Origin of the sequence: Proteus sp. FZP2095, from assembly GCF_023701425.1 — a bacterium.
Classification (GTDB): domain Bacteria; phylum Pseudomonadota; class Gammaproteobacteria; order Enterobacterales; family Enterobacteriaceae; genus Proteus; species Proteus cibarius.
Map to the genome: position 1 here is coordinate 529382 of NZ_JAMQBJ010000002.1, position 15563 is coordinate 544944.

18 protein-coding genes are annotated in these 15563 nt (G+C 38.1%); 6 read left to right on the forward strand and 12 right to left on the reverse strand.

All coding sequences use genetic code 11. The features are described from left to right. The first annotated feature begins 15 nt into the window (after positions 1-15). Both NBG71_RS12530 and NBG71_RS12535 read left to right on the forward strand, forming a co-directional pair. Positions 16-759 (forward strand): DUF2884 family protein, encoded by a 744-nt coding sequence (locus tag NBG71_RS12530; RefSeq protein WP_075672335.1) that lies wholly within the window; start codon positions 16-18, stop codon positions 757-759. 146 nt (positions 760-905) lie between these two features. Continuing rightward, a complete protein-coding gene (locus NBG71_RS12535) occupies positions 906-1856 on the forward strand; it encodes a siderophore ABC transporter substrate-binding protein (protein WP_156733078.1) in 951 nt (316 codons plus the stop codon). A 95-nt stretch (positions 1857-1951) separates the two neighbouring features. Here NBG71_RS12535 and hemW read toward each other — a convergent pair whose 3' ends face one another. The 5 genes from hemW to NBG71_RS12560 are packed head-to-tail and all read right to left on the reverse strand — an operon-like array spanning position 1952 to position 5787. Continuing rightward, positions 1952-3082 carry a radical SAM family heme chaperone HemW gene (hemW, locus tag NBG71_RS12540; RefSeq protein ID WP_075672339.1) on the reverse strand — a complete coding sequence of 377 codons (1131 nt, stop codon included), beginning with the start codon at positions 3080-3082 and terminating at the stop codon, positions 1952-1954. After that, complete coding sequence (locus NBG71_RS12545; RefSeq protein ID WP_250916899.1) at positions 3075-3668, reverse strand: XTP/dITP diphosphatase; 594 nt, start codon at positions 3666-3668, stop codon at positions 3075-3077. The genes hemW and NBG71_RS12545 overlap by 8 nt, the downstream gene beginning before the upstream one ends. 11 nt (positions 3669-3679) lie before the next feature. Continuing rightward, on the reverse strand, positions 3680-4237 hold the full coding sequence (locus NBG71_RS12550) for a YggT family protein (RefSeq protein ID WP_075672343.1): 558 nt from the start codon (positions 4235-4237) through the stop codon (positions 3680-3682). A gap of 18 nt (positions 4238-4255) precedes the next feature. Continuing rightward, positions 4256-5074 (reverse strand): pyrroline-5-carboxylate reductase, encoded by an 819-nt coding sequence (proC, locus tag NBG71_RS12555; RefSeq protein ID WP_075672345.1) that lies wholly within the window; start codon positions 5072-5074, stop codon positions 4256-4258. A 14-nt stretch (positions 5075-5088) separates the two neighbouring features. Continuing rightward, positions 5089-5787 carry a YggS family pyridoxal phosphate-dependent enzyme gene (locus NBG71_RS12560; protein ID WP_075672347.1) on the reverse strand — a complete coding sequence of 233 codons (699 nt, stop codon included), beginning with the start codon at positions 5785-5787 and terminating at the stop codon, positions 5089-5091. A 21-nt stretch (positions 5788-5808) separates the two neighbouring features. Between NBG71_RS12560 and NBG71_RS12565 the strand changes: the two genes are divergently transcribed. Beyond that, a complete protein-coding gene (locus tag NBG71_RS12565; protein WP_075672349.1) occupies positions 5809-6813 on the forward strand; it encodes a type IV pilus twitching motility protein PilT in 1005 nt (334 codons plus the stop codon). Between the two features lie 48 nt (positions 6814-6861). On the opposite strand, the gene ruvX is transcribed toward NBG71_RS12565, so the two are convergent. From ruvX to rsmE, 4 genes are all read right to left on the reverse strand, one after another. Next, positions 6862-7281, reverse strand: a complete 420-nt coding sequence (gene ruvX, locus NBG71_RS12570; protein ID WP_075672351.1) for a Holliday junction resolvase RuvX — start codon at positions 7279-7281, stop codon at positions 6862-6864. Beyond that, positions 7281-7844: a YqgE/AlgH family protein gene (locus NBG71_RS12575; protein WP_023581015.1), complete on the reverse strand. Its 564-nt coding sequence runs from the start codon at positions 7842-7844 to the stop codon at positions 7281-7283. The genes ruvX and NBG71_RS12575 overlap by 1 nt, the downstream gene beginning before the upstream one ends. Positions 7845-7986: 142 nt before the next feature. Then, positions 7987-8943 carry a glutathione synthase gene (gshB, locus tag NBG71_RS12580; protein ID WP_250916900.1) on the reverse strand — a complete coding sequence of 319 codons (957 nt, stop codon included), beginning with the start codon at positions 8941-8943 and terminating at the stop codon, positions 7987-7989. A gap of 10 nt (positions 8944-8953) precedes the next feature. Beyond that, on the reverse strand, positions 8954-9685 hold the full coding sequence (gene rsmE / locus NBG71_RS12585; RefSeq protein ID WP_250916901.1) for a 16S rRNA (uracil(1498)-N(3))-methyltransferase: 732 nt from the start codon (positions 9683-9685) through the stop codon (positions 8954-8956). A 251-nt stretch (positions 9686-9936) separates the two neighbouring features. Here rsmE and NBG71_RS12590 point away from each other — a divergent pair, with 251 nt between their 5' ends. Continuing rightward, on the forward strand, positions 9937-10590 hold the full coding sequence (locus NBG71_RS12590) for a prepilin peptidase (RefSeq protein ID WP_075672357.1): 654 nt from the start codon (positions 9937-9939) through the stop codon (positions 10588-10590). Between the two features lie 110 nt (positions 10591-10700). On the opposite strand, the gene NBG71_RS12595 is transcribed toward NBG71_RS12590, so the two are convergent. Both NBG71_RS12595 and NBG71_RS12600 read right to left on the reverse strand, forming a co-directional pair. Beyond that, positions 10701-11369: a DsbA family protein gene (locus tag NBG71_RS12595; protein WP_075672359.1), complete on the reverse strand. Its 669-nt coding sequence runs from the start codon at positions 11367-11369 to the stop codon at positions 10701-10703. Then, a complete protein-coding gene (locus NBG71_RS12600) occupies positions 11357-12229 on the reverse strand; it encodes an MBL fold metallo-hydrolase (protein WP_099659861.1) in 873 nt (290 codons plus the stop codon). Before NBG71_RS12600 ends, NBG71_RS12595 begins: the two co-directional genes overlap by 13 nt. A 105-nt stretch (positions 12230-12334) precedes the next feature. Between NBG71_RS12600 and NBG71_RS12605 the strand changes: the two genes are divergently transcribed. Continuing rightward, positions 12335-13255 carry a LysR family transcriptional regulator gene (locus NBG71_RS12605; protein WP_075672363.1) on the forward strand — a complete coding sequence of 307 codons (921 nt, stop codon included), beginning with the start codon at positions 12335-12337 and terminating at the stop codon, positions 13253-13255. On the opposite strand, the gene NBG71_RS12610 is transcribed toward NBG71_RS12605, so the two are convergent. Then, a complete protein-coding gene (locus NBG71_RS12610) occupies positions 13232-14158 on the reverse strand; it encodes a LysR family transcriptional regulator (RefSeq protein WP_075672365.1) in 927 nt (308 codons plus the stop codon). The two genes, NBG71_RS12605 and NBG71_RS12610, sit on opposite strands and share 24 nt — an antisense overlap. Positions 14159-14270: 112 nt before the next feature. On the opposite strand from NBG71_RS12610, the gene lysA reads away from it, so the two are divergent. Next, a complete protein-coding gene (gene lysA, locus NBG71_RS12615) occupies positions 14271-15512 on the forward strand; it encodes a diaminopimelate decarboxylase (RefSeq protein ID WP_075672367.1) in 1242 nt (413 codons plus the stop codon). Positions 15513-15563: the final 51 nt, after the last annotated feature.

Below are 15563 nucleotides of genomic sequence, written 5' to 3' on the forward strand. Positions count from 1 at the left end.
TTTCAGGAGGTTGTTATGAGTTTAAAAAATATTGCTGTCACCCTGTTTTTTGTTGCTGGTACAGCAAATGCATCACCAAGTTTTGATTGCGCTGTAATGCCAAAAGATGATTTACGCATCACCTCTGAATTTGTTGAAGTTGCGGGTTCACATGGTCTAATGGTGATTTATCCTGACGGTACATTAATTCAAAACGAAAAAAGTGCCACATTGACACCACAACAACAAGAACTGGCAAAAAAATATCAAGCCACTGTAAGACGAGATGTACCTTGGTTAAGAACGGAAACTGGGGTAAAACTGCAAGATTCGCGCAAAGTGCTTGATAAAGTGGTGATTGAAGCTTTTGGTAAAGATAGCAATATCCTCAATAGATTAAGTCGATTAGAGAAAGATCTTAATCAGCAAATGGATAGAGTGGTCAGTATAGAACCGAATAACATTACATTCCATTCTCAAGCCATTAAAGACGTTGAAGCCAAAGGCAGGGAAATCGTAGAAAGTAGCCTTGGTGGTATGTTGCAAGACAGCATTAATGAGTTGGGGAAAAAACAGTTATTAGCCGCCGCGGGGGGGGATAGTAAAAAAGCCTTAGGTGGATTGTTAGGAAACTTAGATGGTTTTCAAAAAATTATAGATCAGGAGTGGAAACAGCAAGAAGCTGCATTTACTCAATTTGGTCAGCAAGCTTGCAGCAAAATAACCCAGATGGAGAGTCAACGAGTTGAGCTTGTCAATTCTTTAAAGGAGTCGCATTAGCCTCTCCCTACATTACATCTAATATATAAATAGTTGGCTCACAATAATTGAAAATAACAATGAAAATCATTCTTATTCAATTGACTTGTGAGGGGAGCTGTTTAGAATGCCCTGTTTGAGTATTCCACTTAAACAGGGCAAAATTAATGAAGAAGATCCTTCCTTTAGTTATCGCATCTATCCTTTCTGTAACCAGTTTCTCTGCGTTAAGTAAAACGCCAATCGAATACCAACCTAACCAAGTTATTAGCCAAAATAATGACAAGATGGTGATAAAACACCAGTTGGGTGAAACATCGGTTACTAAGAACCCTTCAAAAGTGGTTCTATTTGATTTTGGTCTCTATGATTCTTTAGTTGAGTTAGGTTTAGCCGATAAAGTGGTTGGGTTACCGTTAGGTAATGCACCTGCCTATATTAAAGGAAGTATTGCAAGTAACGTTGCTAATGTTGGTGGCATGAAAGCGCCTGACTTAGAAAAATTAGCCGAAATTAAACCTGATTTAATTATTATTACGGGTCGCCAAGGTGACTCATATGAGGCTTTAGCGAAAATTGCACCAACCGTTAATTTAGGCACTAACAGTGCAAATTATCTCAATTCAGTTGAGTCAAATATCAAATTATTAGGTGAATTATTTGATAAACAGCAAGCGACTCAAGAGCAAATTGCCAAATTAAATACTGTTATTGAGCAAGCCCAGAAAAAAGCAGCAGAGTCGGATAAAAAAGTTTTAGTATTATTACATAACGCTGGCAATTTAATGCCTAACAATCAAAGTGTTGTTTATGATGTTGTTAAAGCAAAAAGAGCTGAATTACCGCCTGTTGCTGAAGAAGAGAAAGGCAAGCGTCGTGTTGTAACGCCTGAAATGATCGCAAAAGCCAACCCTGATGTTATTTTAATTGTGGATCGTAGCGAAGCTATTGGTGCTGATAAATTAGACAAAGCAACATTTGAGAATGAGATAATAAAAACAACTTCAGCCTATAAAAATGGCGGTATTGTTTATCTACAAGCTGATCTTTGGTATCTTTCTGGCGGTGGCTTAGATAGTTTAACTAAACAAATTGAAGCGGTAGAGAGTGCGCTTTAATTGATTAATCTTTAAGGTTTGTTATTAAAGAAAAATGCCCAACTGTGAATATTCAGTATGGGCATTTTTAAGTTAGCTATTTGAAATCAGTAATATTAAAGAAATAACTCAAGCAATGAATTGAGGAACAGCTTGCCATGAGGTGTAATTTGCCAGTGAGTGTCTGATTCACTGATATAACCTAAAGACAAAGCTTCATCTATTTGATGGCGAATAACTTCTTCAGAAAGCCCTGTGTAATCACTGAAATCTTGTCTTGGGAATGCTTCTAATAGACGAAAACGGTTCATAAAAAATTCAAATGGACGGTCATCATTATCAACAAAATTTTGCTGGTGGAGATAACGACCTTCCATAAAACCTTTAGGATGCTTGGTTTTTACTGTTCGCATTATGCGACCATCTTCAAAGCTTATTTTTCCATGAGCACCACAACCGATACCTAAATAATCCCCGAAACGCCAATAATTTAAGTTATGCTCACATTGAAAGCCCGGCTTACAATATGCTGATGTTTCATATTGTTGATAACCTGCTGCTGTCAGTAATTTGTCACCTTCTGAGAAAATATCCCACAGCATATCGTCATCAGGCAATTTCGGTGGACGAGAGCCAAATTGTGTATTAGGTTCAATGGTTAATTGATACCAAGACAAATGTGGTGGCGATAACTCTATTGCTTGCTGTAAATCAGAAAGTGCTTGAGATAATGATTGGTCTGGTAATCCATGCATTAAATCTAAATTAAAGCTACGTAGGCCTAATTCTTTGGCTAAACGAGCGGCATTTTTAGCTTCATCAGCGTCATGTATGCGCCCTAAGCGAATAAGTTTATCGTTGCCAAAACTTTGCACACCAATAGAAATACGATTTACACCCGCACGTTGGAATCCAGCAAAGCGTTCAGCTTCTACGGTTCCCGGGTTAGCTTCCATAGTAATTTCTGCATTAGGGCTAACAGCAATGCGCTCTTTAACGCCATAGAGTAAATCAGCCATTGACTCAGCGCTTAATAAGCTAGGAGTACCGCCACCAATAAATATGGTTTGGATTTCACGGGAACCCACGTGAATAAGATCGGCATCTAAGTCATTGAGTAAATGTTGCACATATTCCTGATGTGGGACTTCGCCTTTTAGTGTGTGTGAATTGAAATCACAATAAGGACATTTTTGTACACACCAAGGAATATGAATATACAAACTTAATGGAGGCAACTTAAGCATTCTTAAGAGTATCCAACATTAATTTAAGTGCTGTACCACGATGCGAATGCTGATTTTTTTGCTCTTTAGTTAATTGTGCCGCAGTACAATTTAATTCAGGAACAAAGAAAATAGGATCGTAGCCAAATCCACCTTCACCATGCATTTCTGTGCTCAATACACCGTGCCAAATACCGTGGAAAATTAATGGAGTTGGATCGTTCTCATGGCGCATATAAACTAATACACAGTTAAATTGTGCTTGGCGTTTTTCAGCAGGCACATCTTTCATTGCATCAAGCAATTTATCCAGATTTTGCTGATCACTCGCATCAACACCCGCATAGCGTGCTGAGTAAATTCCTGGAGCACCACCTAAAGCATCAACCGAAATACCTGAGTCATCGGCAATTGCGGGTAGGCCAGTTACTTTTGCTGCATGACGCGCTTTAATCAGCGCATTTTCAACAAAGGTTAGGCCCGTTTCTTCAACAGAATCAACACTAAGCTCTGTTTGAGCAACAATATCTAAACCGAAATCAGAAAGCAAAGAGGCTAGCTCTTTGACTTTTCCCGGATTTCCTGTTGCAAGGACTACTTTTTGCATGAGTGTTATCCTTAGTAAAGCGTTACACTAAGTAGCCATTGTAAAACGTCTACACGCAGATAATTCAGGGCGTAAAGCACAAGAATAACAATCATTGCTGAGAAATCTAAGCCACCCATCGCAGGAATGACACGACGAATTGGTGCCATTAAAGGTTCTGTTAATTGAAATAAAAGATGATCAATTGGATTACGACCTTGGCTTACCCAGCTAAGAATTGCACGAATAATGATTAACCAGAAAATCATCTTACCTGCTGCTGTAAGCAGTTCAATAAAAGCAAATGGGAACATCAAAGAGAAAGGAATTGATGTTCCTGATAAGTAAGATGGAATAATAATACCTAGTAGGATTAATACATATGCTAGTAATACGGAGGCTGTATCAATAGGGCCAATAGAAGGAATAATACTTCTTAATGGGCGAACAATTGGCTGTGTGATCTTGACGATAAATTGTGAAAAAGGATTATAAAAATCAGCTCTGACACATTGCATCCAAACACGTAATAACAGTACGGATGTGTAGAGTTGAAGAAGAGTCAGAATGACGAAATTTAAAAAATTCATTAGTTGGCCCTGATGAAATTAAAATTGTTTTTCCATTTCTTGCGCACGTTTAATCGCAGCTTGCATGGCAGAAGAGACGTTTTCAGGTAATTTACCTTCATAAAACTGCATAAGTGCAGCTGCAGTCGTTCCACCTTTTGATGTTACTTGTTCACGTAAAGTTGAGAAAGGCAACATGTGTTGTTTCTCTGCTAAAGCGGTAGAACCACTTGCTGCTTGTTGCACAATAGCTCTTGCTACTTCAGGTGAAAAACCTAAACGTTCTGCTTCTTGTTGCATTGATTCCATAAACAAGAAGAAATAAGCGGGTGCACTACCAGCAACGGCGATAATATCATTGATGGCAGATTCTTGCTCTACCCAAACGGTTGTTCCAACACTTTTCATTAATTCATCGGCAAACTGTTTATCTTGAGATGAAAGTGAATTGTGCGCGAACATACCACTTAAACCTTTACCTACAAGGGCTGGGGTATTTGGCATAATGCGTACGAGCTGTAATTGAGTCGCAAAATAGTCGTTATAACGTGTAGCAGGAATACCAGCAGCGATAGTGAGGACTAACTTTTTACTCATATCGATATTTTGTAAGGGCTTACAAACTTCTTCCATCATTTGTGGCTTTACTGCCAGCACAATAACATCCGCTTTCTCAACCGCATCAATATTGTCATTAGTACTATGAATACCGAACTCTTTTTCTAATGGTTCACGGCGAATGGCAGAAGGTGAGCTGACGGTAATTTTATTTGCTGGATATCCACCTTGAACCAATCCTGCAATAATGGCTTGAGCCATATTTCCAGCGCCAATAAATGCGATGTTACGATGTTCCATATAAACCTCTATTTTTATTTAGTCGCGTAATCTCTTGCGCCAAAAATTGCCGTTCCAATACGAACGAGTGTTGAACCACAAGCAATAGCAGCTTCCATATCACTCGTCATTCCCATAGATAACGTATCTATATGGGGATATTGAGATTGTAATTGTTTAAATGCGAGATGCATTTTTTCTAACACTTCAACTTGTTTGTCATAATTGCTTTCAGGTGCAGGGATTGCCATTAATCCGCGTAATTTAATGCCTGAAAGAATAGAAATTTGTGCCGCTAGTCCATCAAGTTCAGTCAGATTAATACCTGATTTACTGTTTTCATCGCTAATATTGATTTGAATAAGGACATTTAATGGTGGCAATGAGTCAGGACGTTGGTCACTTAATCTTTGAGCGATTTTCAATCTATCAATGGTATGGCACCAATCGAAATTCTCAGCAACAAGGCGTGTTTTATTTGACTGTAAAGGACCGATAAAGTGCCAAACTAGGGTGTGGTTATCAGCAAAATAATGGATTTTATCAACGCCTTCTTGGACATAGTTTTCACCAAACTCAGTTTGTCCACACGCTATTGCTTTTTCGATATCACTCGCAGGTTTTGTTTTACTTACTGCAAGTAATGTTATTTCTTCTGAAGAACGGCCGCATTTCTGCGCTGCTGTGTCAATGTGAGACCTGACATTGACGAGATTCTGTTTAATAGTATTCATGGCAACTCAGGAGATAATAAGATGAAAATGGAAAATTTAATTGCATATAGTGTAAAGCATAACGCCTCGGATCTGCACCTTTGTTGTGGTGATGTACCACGATTGCGGATCAATGGAATACTTTATCAACAAAATCAATGTAAACCTATCACTTCTGATAGTCTATTAGCGTGGTTTTTGCCTTTTTTGAGCAACACCCAAAAGCAAACTTTTGAGAATGAGGGGCAGGTTGATACAGCACTCACGCTATCATGTGGGCAACGACTTCGTGTCAATTTATTTCGCCAACAAAAGGGGGTTTCAGCTGTATTAAGAATAATTGAAACACAAATTCCTTCTTTAGATAAACTTCGAGTACCTAAGTCGGTTTCAACACTTTTAGACAACTATTCTCATGGGCTTATTTTAGTGACGGGAGCAACAGGTAGTGGGAAATCATCGACATTAGCGGCAATGATCAATCATTTAAACCAATATCAACGTCAGCATATTTTGACATTAGAAGATCCCATTGAGTTTATACATAGCAATAAGCAAAGTATTGTGCAGCAAAGGGAAATAGGGCGAGATGTTCAGCATACTGCAAATGCGATAAAGAGTGCTCTACGCCAAGATCCAGATGTCATTATGTTAGGTGAATTAAGAGATGCACAAAGTATTCAGTTGGCATTAACTGCAGCAGAAACGGGACATTTGGTGCTGGCAACATTGCATACTCAAGGGGCGGTACAAACGCTTGAGCGCGTGACTAATGTATTTACAGGCAATGAGCGACAATGGATTTCATCACAGCTAGCGTGCAGTTTAAGGGCGATAATTTCACAAGAGTTAGTCTCTTCAACTGAAGGTGGACGAGTGGCGTTATTTGAAATAATGCAGGTCACACAGGGTATTTCACATCTTATTCGAGAAGGAAAATACCACCAAGTGACAACATTAATGCAAACAGGTAGTGAATACGGTATGCAAACCTTCATGTTAAGTCGGCAACAACGCCAACATGAAGGTTTAATTCAAGCTGAGTGATAACCTATAAGTAAGAATAGGTAATTATTACTAGTTGGAACCTATTTTTTAGAATTGTTGTTCAAACCAGCTTTCAAGAATAATAACGGCAGACGCTGCATCTACACTGCCTTTATCTAAGGAACGATAACCACCACGTTCAAAAAGATGAGCGCGAGCTTCTACGGTGCTAAGGCGTTCATCATGCAACGCAATTTGTACACCAAATCGACCATGAAGGCGATTAGCAAATTTTTTAGCTTGAGTTGTGACTAACTGTTCGGTGCCATCCATATTAAGAGGTAAACCGACAACCACGAGATCAGGCTGCCACTCTTTTATGATTTTTTCGATTTGAGTCCAATCAGGAATACCATCTTTTGCTTTAAATGAAGCTAAAGGTCTTGCTGTTCCTGTAACTTCTTGACCGATAGCTGCACCAATGCTTTTTGTGCCGAAATCAAAACCCATTACCGTTCTGTTTGACATTATGCGTGACCCGCTATCGGTGAAATGGTGTGGATATTAATCCCAATTAATTCAGCGGCTTTATGCCAACGTTCAGCAATAGGGGTATCAAAAATAATTTGAGGTGAAGCTTCAACTGTTAGCCAGCTATTTTCTAAAATTTCTTTCTCTAATTGGCCTTGTTCCCAACTAGAATAACCTAAAGAGACTAATGTTTTTTCTGGTTGTCTTGCTGTACCTAAGGTTTCTAACACATCTTTGGAAGTTGTGATCATCGTGCTATCACTAATTTTGATACTAGAACTAAAACCTGAAACCGGAGTGTGCAAGATAAAACCATGCTCTTCTGCAACAGGGCCTCCTGACATCACGGGTTTTTGTAAGCTAATCGCTTCATCTCTATCAGTCGAAAAAATTTCCAGTTGATCTAATACACCTTCCACAGAGATATCTTCGATAGGTTTATTAATAATTAAACCCATCGCACCGTTTTCATTATGTTCGCAAACATAGACGACCGAGCGTTCAAATAACGGATCGCTTAATGAAGGCATAGCAATAAGAAAATGGTTAAGTAAATTCATAATAGTCGTACTGTTCCCTGATCATTTTTATTAAAAAACCTAGCCCTTTTATACATTGTATTTCTTAATGTATACCGCTTATTGATTAATATGTGGGGGCTAGGTTCATACTTTTAAACCCGTTAATCTCAGTGTCTAAAAGTTAGTTTTTCTTGTTTAAGCGTACTTCAATTGCATCCATTAACATACCTGTAATAGAAACATCAGGATAAGCTGCTTCTATTTCACGCGCACATGTTGGACTTGTGACATTAATTTCAGTCAAGCGATCGCCAATAACATCTAATCCAACAAAAATAAGGCCTTTTTGTTTAAGGATAGGTGCAACTTGACGCGCAATAACCCAATCACTTTCTGTTAATGGACGAGCTTCGCCACGGCCACCAGCAGCTAAGTTGCCTCGTGTTTCACCTTTTGCTGGAATACGCGCTAAGCAATAAGGCACCGGTTCGCCATCGACAACCAGAATACGCTTATCACCATCAACAATTTCTGGTAGGAAGTTTTGTGCCATACAGAAACGATGACCATGTTCTGTCAATGTTTCAATAATAACACCTACGTTTGGATCGTCTTTTTTCAAGCGGAAGATTGATGCGCCACCCATACCATCTAGTGGCTTGAAAATGACATCACCGTGTTTTTCATGAAAAGCTCGTAAATGTTTAGCTTCACGAGTCACTAAGGTGTCTGGTGTTAATGTTGGAAACCAGGCAGTAAAGAGTTTTTCATTACAGTCACGTAAACTTTGTGGCTTATTAACTATCAGTGTTCCCATATCTTCAGCGCGTTCTAAAATATAGGTTGCGTAGATAAATTCGGTATCAAAAGGCGGATCTTTACGCATTAAGATGGTATCGAGTTCACCTAAAGCAATATCCTGCTCTTTGCCAAACTCAAACCATTTTTCTGGGTTTTCTTCTACGCTGAGTAAACGAGTGTGAGCGCGTGCTTCACCTTGATGTAGGTAAAGGTCGTTCATCTCCATATAATGAATTTCCCAGCCACGACGTTGTGCTTCTAATAACATGGCAAAGCTGGTGTCTTTTTTGATTTTGATGGATGAAATAGGGTCCATCACAATACCTAATTTAATCATTACTTCTCCTTTATCCCAGATCGCCGAACCGAACCTGCAAAGCGGTGATTGCGGTGAGCGCTGTTGTTTCAGTTCTTAATACACGAGGACCTAATAAAATATCAGTAAAATGGTGCTCTGCTGTCATGGCGATTTCTTCAGGAGAAAGTCCACCTTCAGGGCCAATCAATAAGCGCACTTTTTTAACAGGTAAGGGTAAGGTATTAATACTTTGGTTAGCCCTAGGATGTAAATTGAGTTTTAAACTACCATCATCTTGAGCACACCATTCTTTTAATGACATTACTGGCATTAATTGTGGAATGCTATTTCTGCCACATTGCTCACATGCCGAGATAATAATTTTTTGCCATTGCTGATGTTTTTTCTCTAAACGGCTAGGGTCAAGTTTAACACCACAGCGTTCTGAGATCAGTGGAGTGATCGTATTAACCCCTAACTCAACTGATTTTTGAATAGTAAACTCCATTTTTTCTCCTCTTGAAAGGACTTGCCCTAAATGGAGATCGAGAGGGGATTCTTTATCATCAACAATGCCTTCATTTATTTGCACAGTGACTGACTTTTTTGTGCTTTCTATGATTTCAGCATCAAATACCTGATTTGAACCATCAAACAGTGCCAATTTTTGCCCAGTAGACATTCTTAATACACGTCCAACATGATTAGATGCTTCTTCATCTAAAGCAGTTTTTGTGCCTGCTGATAGTGGTTCTGAATGATAAATGCGAGGAATACGCATAACGTGAAACCCTTACGTAAAAGATAGTTAACTGTGATAAATAAAATATGTGATATGCATCATACGCATGACATTATGGCATGCAAGTTATCACTTTACTTTTGTCGCTATTATAGCGTGGATCTTATTGCGTGTTTTGTCGCAAAATTTCATGTTTTCATTGTCATTATAAAGAAACTTCTCGGTATCAAATGGATCCTCTTATACAGTCGTTTAGTAAGGATAACGATGTATCTAGGGAGTAGATATTTATGCCATTAAGCCGTTGTTGTTTTATAAAAACACCTTTGTTTTCTTTTTTGAATGATTTTCTTGTTTTTATTAAGTTTTGTCTGCCTTTTTCATTATTATTTTTGTTATCTAAAACTCGATGTAAACAACTTACACTGAGTTACATTATCGTTTGTTTATATTGGCTTTTTTCAATTAATTCATTTTCTTTATTGATAATACTTTCGGTATTAAGTTTTTATTTGTTGATGCTCTCTTTCTTTGATGCTGATTATTTTCTTCTGCCTAATACGTTGACTTATTGGCTAATATTTTTAGGGTTATTATGTAATTACTCAGTATATGGATTAGTACCTTTCAATCATGCTTTTTATGGCTTTTTAGGTGGTGTTGGGCTTTTTTATGGCATCTATTTATGGGGATATTTTATCTGTAAAAAATGTGTTTTAGGTTTTGGTGATGTAAAATTATTTGGTGCTATTGGGGCATGGTGTGGGTTTGAGAAATTGCCGTATATTCTTTTGCTTGGTTCTTTTCTAGGATTAAGTGTGTATTGTGCAGTATTAATCACAACAAAAGATCATATCAAAAAAGTAGCATTTGGCTCTTGCCTTTCATTTTCAACATTAATGGTATTAGGTTTCAATTTTTCATCTTACAATTATTTCAATTAATTGATTTTAAAGAAACTAAATCATTTTTTAGATATGTATAAAAAGAAAATAATAAGAATCGAAATAAAGAAGGCAGTGTGCGGAAATTAATCAGCACACTGAAAAGAAGATTATAGATTTTCTTTTATAAATTGCTGCCAACGTTTTGTATCACCTAAATATTTTTCAACTGGTATCAGGTGGTAACCTTGGTTATCTTCAATAAATAAAGTAGGAAAACCGCGACCATTAATTTGAGACATTAATTGTTGCGTCTGGCTTAAATGTTGCTGAATTTGTGTTTCGTTAATTTCAGCCAGTAAAGATGCAAACTGCTCAACATCAAAACCAAGTTTTTTCACAATAAATAGCAGAGTGTCTTTATCACTGATATTTAAGCCATCAAGGTAATAGGCCTCTTGTAATGCTTTTAGTAAATAAGCATCTCGCTTTCCCATTACTTCAGCAACAAGAACGGCTGAAATAGGTAGCAATGAGTTTAATACCATTTCAGTGTTACCAAGAGCATCATGATATGCATGACTAAAAACTTGGCCCGATAATTGACTAATACGTTCATCAATGGGTGTAACATGCTCTTTCCATGATTGACCACCTGTGACGGCTCTTGCTGGTGTAAACAATCCACCACCATGTAACTTAATGGAATTTGGAAACGTATTGCTTACTTCTTCAATCAAGGGAGCAATGCCGTAGCACCAACCACAAAGAGGATCATAAACATAGTGCAATATTTTAGTACTTTGGGTATTACCTGTATTGCTTACTACTGAGGCCACTGCATCTCTCCTTTTAGTACTTTTGCACTAAGTTCTAGGCTTGATTTATCTGCTAAATTCTGATGATTTTTTTCCATTGCTGCAATAAATTCATCTGAATTTTTCGTTTTTTCAAGATTTTTCTCAGCTTCAATTAGGTAATTCATTGTGAAGTCAACGGCTTGTAGATCGTACGTTGCTTTTGGTAAATAGTGACCAGGAATAACGGTTTTTGGGGATAGTGATTTTATTTGCTGTAATGCACTAACCCAATGTTGGCGCTCTTCTACGGTTTGAGTGTCGGCCAACCAAACATGAATATTTTCAGAGACCAAAACACCACCCATTACTGCATTAAGTTTTGGAACATAAAGATATGTTCTCTCTGGAGATTGCCCATCTAAGCCTTTGACTGAAATGGTTTCACCTTCTAGAGAAAAGCTATCACCTTTTAGTACTTCAGGAATGATGATTTTCTGAGGGGCATTCTCTTTAAGTACAGGCCCCCAGTAGGCAAGCTTTCCTGCTTGAGTTTCATTAATGGCTTTAATTGTGGGTGCGGTTGCAATCACTTTAGCATTTGGAAATGCATCAGTAATGACATCTAACCCAAAATAAAAGTCAGGATCAGAATGGCTGATATAGATATAAGTCAGGTTTTTTCCAGAGGCTTTTATTTTATCAACTAGCGCTTGTGCATCATTTTTTTGAAATTGTGCATCAATTAAAACGGCATCTTTATCGCCATAAATAATTTCGGAAGAAACAGGGAAAACACTCGCCTCTCCTGGGTTATAAATATCTAATGTTAAATCAGTTGCTAACGCTGATGTTGCAAAGAATGCGGTAGTTGCAAGTGTTAAAGGAAGTAATTTTTTCATCTTTTGTTTTCTCCATAATGTTGTTGCTGACTATAATATGTTGCATAAAACAAGAGAAAAACCCTATTTTAGGCAATTAATTGTTGCGTAAATCGAGTAAATAAAATGGATAAAATAAAAGCATCAGAAGTGTTTATAACCATTGTGAAGCAGGGAAGTATGATAAAAGCTGCTGATTATCTAGGTATGTCTAGAGCCATGGTGACGCGCTATTTAAATGAGATGGAAGAGTGGGCAGGAGTGCGTTTATTGCATAGAACGACACGCAAACAAAGCCTAACATCAGTAGGTGAAATGGTATACGAACAGAGTTTACAGTTATTAGAAATGGCTGAACGTATACCAGCTAATGTTCCGAAAGAACGTCATCAAATCAGTGGGCTTGTTCGTATTACCAGTTCACAATCATTAGCAAATAGTATTTTGTCAGTGGCAATATGTGAGTTTATGCTGCGTTATCCTTTAATTGCGGTTGATTTACAAATCACTAATCAAACCGTGAATTTGGTGGAAGAACGTATTGATATTGCATTGCGTATTACGAATCACCTCGAGCCTAACTTAATCGCACGCTCGCTTGCGACATGTCTTTCTGTGGTGTGTGCCCATAAAGATTACTTAGCAAAAAAAGGTATACCTCAAAACCCAGATGAACTTACTCAGCATCAATGTTTAACTTACCGGTTTTTTGGTCGTAGTTTGTGGGAGTTTAATTTAGGTGATGAACGTTATTCAGTACCTGTTGGGGGGAATTTAAGCGCAAATGAATCGGTTGTTTTATTACAAGCTACGTTAAAAGGAGCTGGTATATCGCTACAACCTTATTATTCAGCCAAACCTTATATCGAAAGTGGTGAGTTAGAACAAATTTTGTCTGACTATCAAGCTCAGCCGATGGGAATTTATGCGGTTCTAGCGAGCCGACAAAATATGCCTGCTGCCGTTAGAGTATTGCTGGATTTCTTAGTGGAGTGGTTTTCATCATCACCTTATTGGCTTGCTTTATCGGGTAAAAGCTTGGGTTAGCCGTTTAGGGTAATCTGATAATGTCTCTTTCATCACACCAATAAAATAGGCAACAAGTTGTGATGAAGGGCGATGTGATGGAGTAATTAAGCTGATAGTAAAAGGGATAGTAAAGCTTAAAGGACGAAGGCAAATAGACTTATCTAAGTAATCAAGTGCGGTAATCGGGTTAACAATTGAAATGCCGATATTCTCACTCACCATTGCACAAATAGAGGCGGCACTTTGCGTTTCCATCACTAATTGTCGTGCAGTTCCATTTTTAATAAATACAGTATCAATTAATTGCCGGTAGCTATCATTGGCTGACAGGCTAATAAAACGTTCATTTTGAAAATCCATAGGATGTAATAATGTTTTTTTACACAATGGATGTGACTTGGGTAAAACTGCGACTTCATTGAGTGTAAGCACGGTTTCTTGTTGAGTTCCTGCTGGTGTTTGTGTGTGTTCTACCAATCCTAAATCGTAATGTTGCGCGGATAACCACTCTTCTAATAAAGGGGATTCTTGAGGAACAATGGTTAAATTGACATCAGGATATTTATCTAGAAATTGTCGGCAAATTGAAGGTAATAATGACTGAGCAAATGCGGGCAAGCAGGTGATATTCAATTCTGCTTGGTTAAAATGGCGAATATTTTCAGCAGCGTTAATTATTCTATCTAAACCATAATAAGAACGTTGTACTTCCTCAAAAAAGCGCAACCCTTCGGTTGTGGGCTGTAAACGGCCTTTTATTCTATCAAATAATTTAAATGCTAATAGATGCTCAAGACGAGATAATTCTCTACTGACTGTGGGTTGTGACGTTTTCAGTAGCTCTGCGGCTTCAGTAAGATTTTGTGTCGTCATCACCGCATGAAAAATTTCAATATGTCGCCAATTAAAAGGAGCTTTCATCTTATATTCCTATATCACAGATGAATAGAGTGTAGCTTATTTGATATTTTTATTCCCTTTTAAGTTCATAAATAATGATTCTATTCACCTGTGATTTTTATGAGTAGATAACATGACAACATCAATAACTATGGCTCAATACCAATTAGCACAAACCTATGGAACGCCATTATGGATTTATCAAGGCGATACTATTTCTCAGCGTATTGCCCAGCTTAAATCTTTTGATGTCGTTCGATTTGCTCAAAAAGCGTGCTCCAATATTCATATTTTACGTTTAATGAAAGCACAGGGTGTTAAAGTTGACTCTGTTTCGTTGGGGGAAATTGAGCGCGCTTTAGTTGCTGGTTATCAAGGTGGTAGAGAAAAAAGTGAGATTGTCTTTACGGCTGATTTACTTGATGAAAGAACTATTGAACGTGTTGTTGAATTAGATATACCTGTTAATGCAGGCTCTATTGATATGCTTCGTCAATTGGGTGAGCGCAATCAAGGTCATGCTGTTTGGATAAGAGTTAACCCCGGATTTGGTCATGGACATAGCCAAAAAACCAATACAGGTGGTGAAAACAGTAAGCATGGTATTTGGTACGAAGATGTGCCAGAAGCGTTAGCCGTGATCCAGCAATACAATCTAACTCTAGTTGGTTTTCATATGCATATTGGCTCAGGTGTTGACTATCAACATCTTGCTTGTGTCTGCGATGCAATGGTAGAGCAAGTGCTTACCTCTCAAGTTGATATTCAAGCTATTTCGGCAGGAGGCGGATTATCAACGCCTTATCAAGAAGGGGATGCAACCGTCGATTTGGATCACTATTTTTCTTTATGGGATAAAGCACGTCAGCGTATTGCACAACACTTAGGGCATTCTGTTGAGTTAGAGATTGAACCGGGACGCTTTTTAGTGGCTGAATCCGGTGTATTGATTTCACAAGTGAGAGCCGTTAAATCAATGGGAAGTCGTCACTATGTGCTGGTGGATGCTGGATTTAGTGATTTAATGCGTCCTGCAATGTATGGCAGTTATCATCATATTTCAGTTTTAGATAGTGATGGTCAAATAAAACCAATGACAGAATTACAAGAGACGATCGTGGCAGGCCCGCTGTGTGAATCGGGTGATGTTTTTACTCAGCAAGAGGGAGGCACAGTTGTTCCTCGTTTATTGCCTCAAGCACAGGTAGGCGATTATTTAGTGATCCATGATACAGGGGCATATGGTGCGTCAATGTCATCAAATTATAATAGCCGACCACTTATTCCTGAAGTGTTGATAACAGAGGGTGTTCCTCAATTAATTCGTCGTCGCCAAACAATAGAAGAGTTATTGGCATTGGAGTTAGCTCTCTAATTAATTTTTGGGAGCCTAATAATTGGCTCTTAATAAAAAAACACCTCATCA

Excerpts from the sequence above, each read along its gene's own strand:
- NBG71_RS12610 (WP_075672365.1), bottom strand. The coding sequence starts at position 14,158 with ATGAAAGCTCCTTTTAATTGGCGACATATTGAAATTTTTCATGCGGTG.
- NBG71_RS12575 (WP_023581015.1), bottom strand. The coding sequence starts at position 7,844 with ATGAATTTACTTAACCATTTTCTTATTGCTATGCCTTCATTAAGCGAT.
- NBG71_RS12530 (WP_075672335.1), top strand. The coding sequence starts at position 16 with ATGAGTTTAAAAAATATTGCTGTCACCCTGTTTTTTGTTGCTGGTACA.
- NBG71_RS12545 (WP_250916899.1), bottom strand. The coding sequence starts at position 3,668 with ATGCAAAAAGTAGTCCTTGCAACAGGAAATCCGGGAAAAGTCAAAGAG.
- NBG71_RS12605 (WP_075672363.1), top strand. The coding sequence starts at position 12,335 with ATGGATAAAATAAAAGCATCAGAAGTGTTTATAACCATTGTGAAGCAG.
- lysA (WP_075672367.1), top strand. The coding sequence starts at position 14,271 with ATGACAACATCAATAACTATGGCTCAATACCAATTAGCACAAACCTAT.
- NBG71_RS12535 (WP_156733078.1), top strand. The coding sequence starts at position 906 with ATGAAGAAGATCCTTCCTTTAGTTATCGCATCTATCCTTTCTGTAACC.
- NBG71_RS12600 (WP_099659861.1), bottom strand. The coding sequence starts at position 12,229 with ATGAAAAAATTACTTCCTTTAACACTTGCAACTACCGCATTCTTTGCA.
- NBG71_RS12550 (WP_075672343.1), bottom strand. The coding sequence starts at position 4,237 with ATGAATTTTTTAAATTTCGTCATTCTGACTCTTCTTCAACTCTACACA.
- gshB (WP_250916900.1), bottom strand. The coding sequence starts at position 8,943 with ATGATTAAATTAGGTATTGTGATGGACCCTATTTCATCCATCAAAATC.
- rsmE (WP_250916901.1), bottom strand. The coding sequence starts at position 9,685 with ATGCGTATTCCTCGCATTTATCATTCAGAACCACTATCAGCAGGCACA.
- NBG71_RS12565 (WP_075672349.1), top strand. The coding sequence starts at position 5,809 with ATGAAAATGGAAAATTTAATTGCATATAGTGTAAAGCATAACGCCTCG.
- proC (WP_075672345.1), bottom strand. The coding sequence starts at position 5,074 with ATGGAACATCGTAACATCGCATTTATTGGCGCTGGAAATATGGCTCAA.
- NBG71_RS12560 (WP_075672347.1), bottom strand. The coding sequence starts at position 5,787 with ATGAATACTATTAAACAGAATCTCGTCAATGTCAGGTCTCACATTGAC.
- NBG71_RS12590 (WP_075672357.1), top strand. The coding sequence starts at position 9,937 with ATGCCATTAAGCCGTTGTTGTTTTATAAAAACACCTTTGTTTTCTTTT.
- ruvX (WP_075672351.1), bottom strand. The coding sequence starts at position 7,281 with ATGTCAAACAGAACGGTAATGGGTTTTGATTTCGGCACAAAAAGCATT.
- hemW (WP_075672339.1), bottom strand. The coding sequence starts at position 3,082 with ATGCTTAAGTTGCCTCCATTAAGTTTGTATATTCATATTCCTTGGTGT.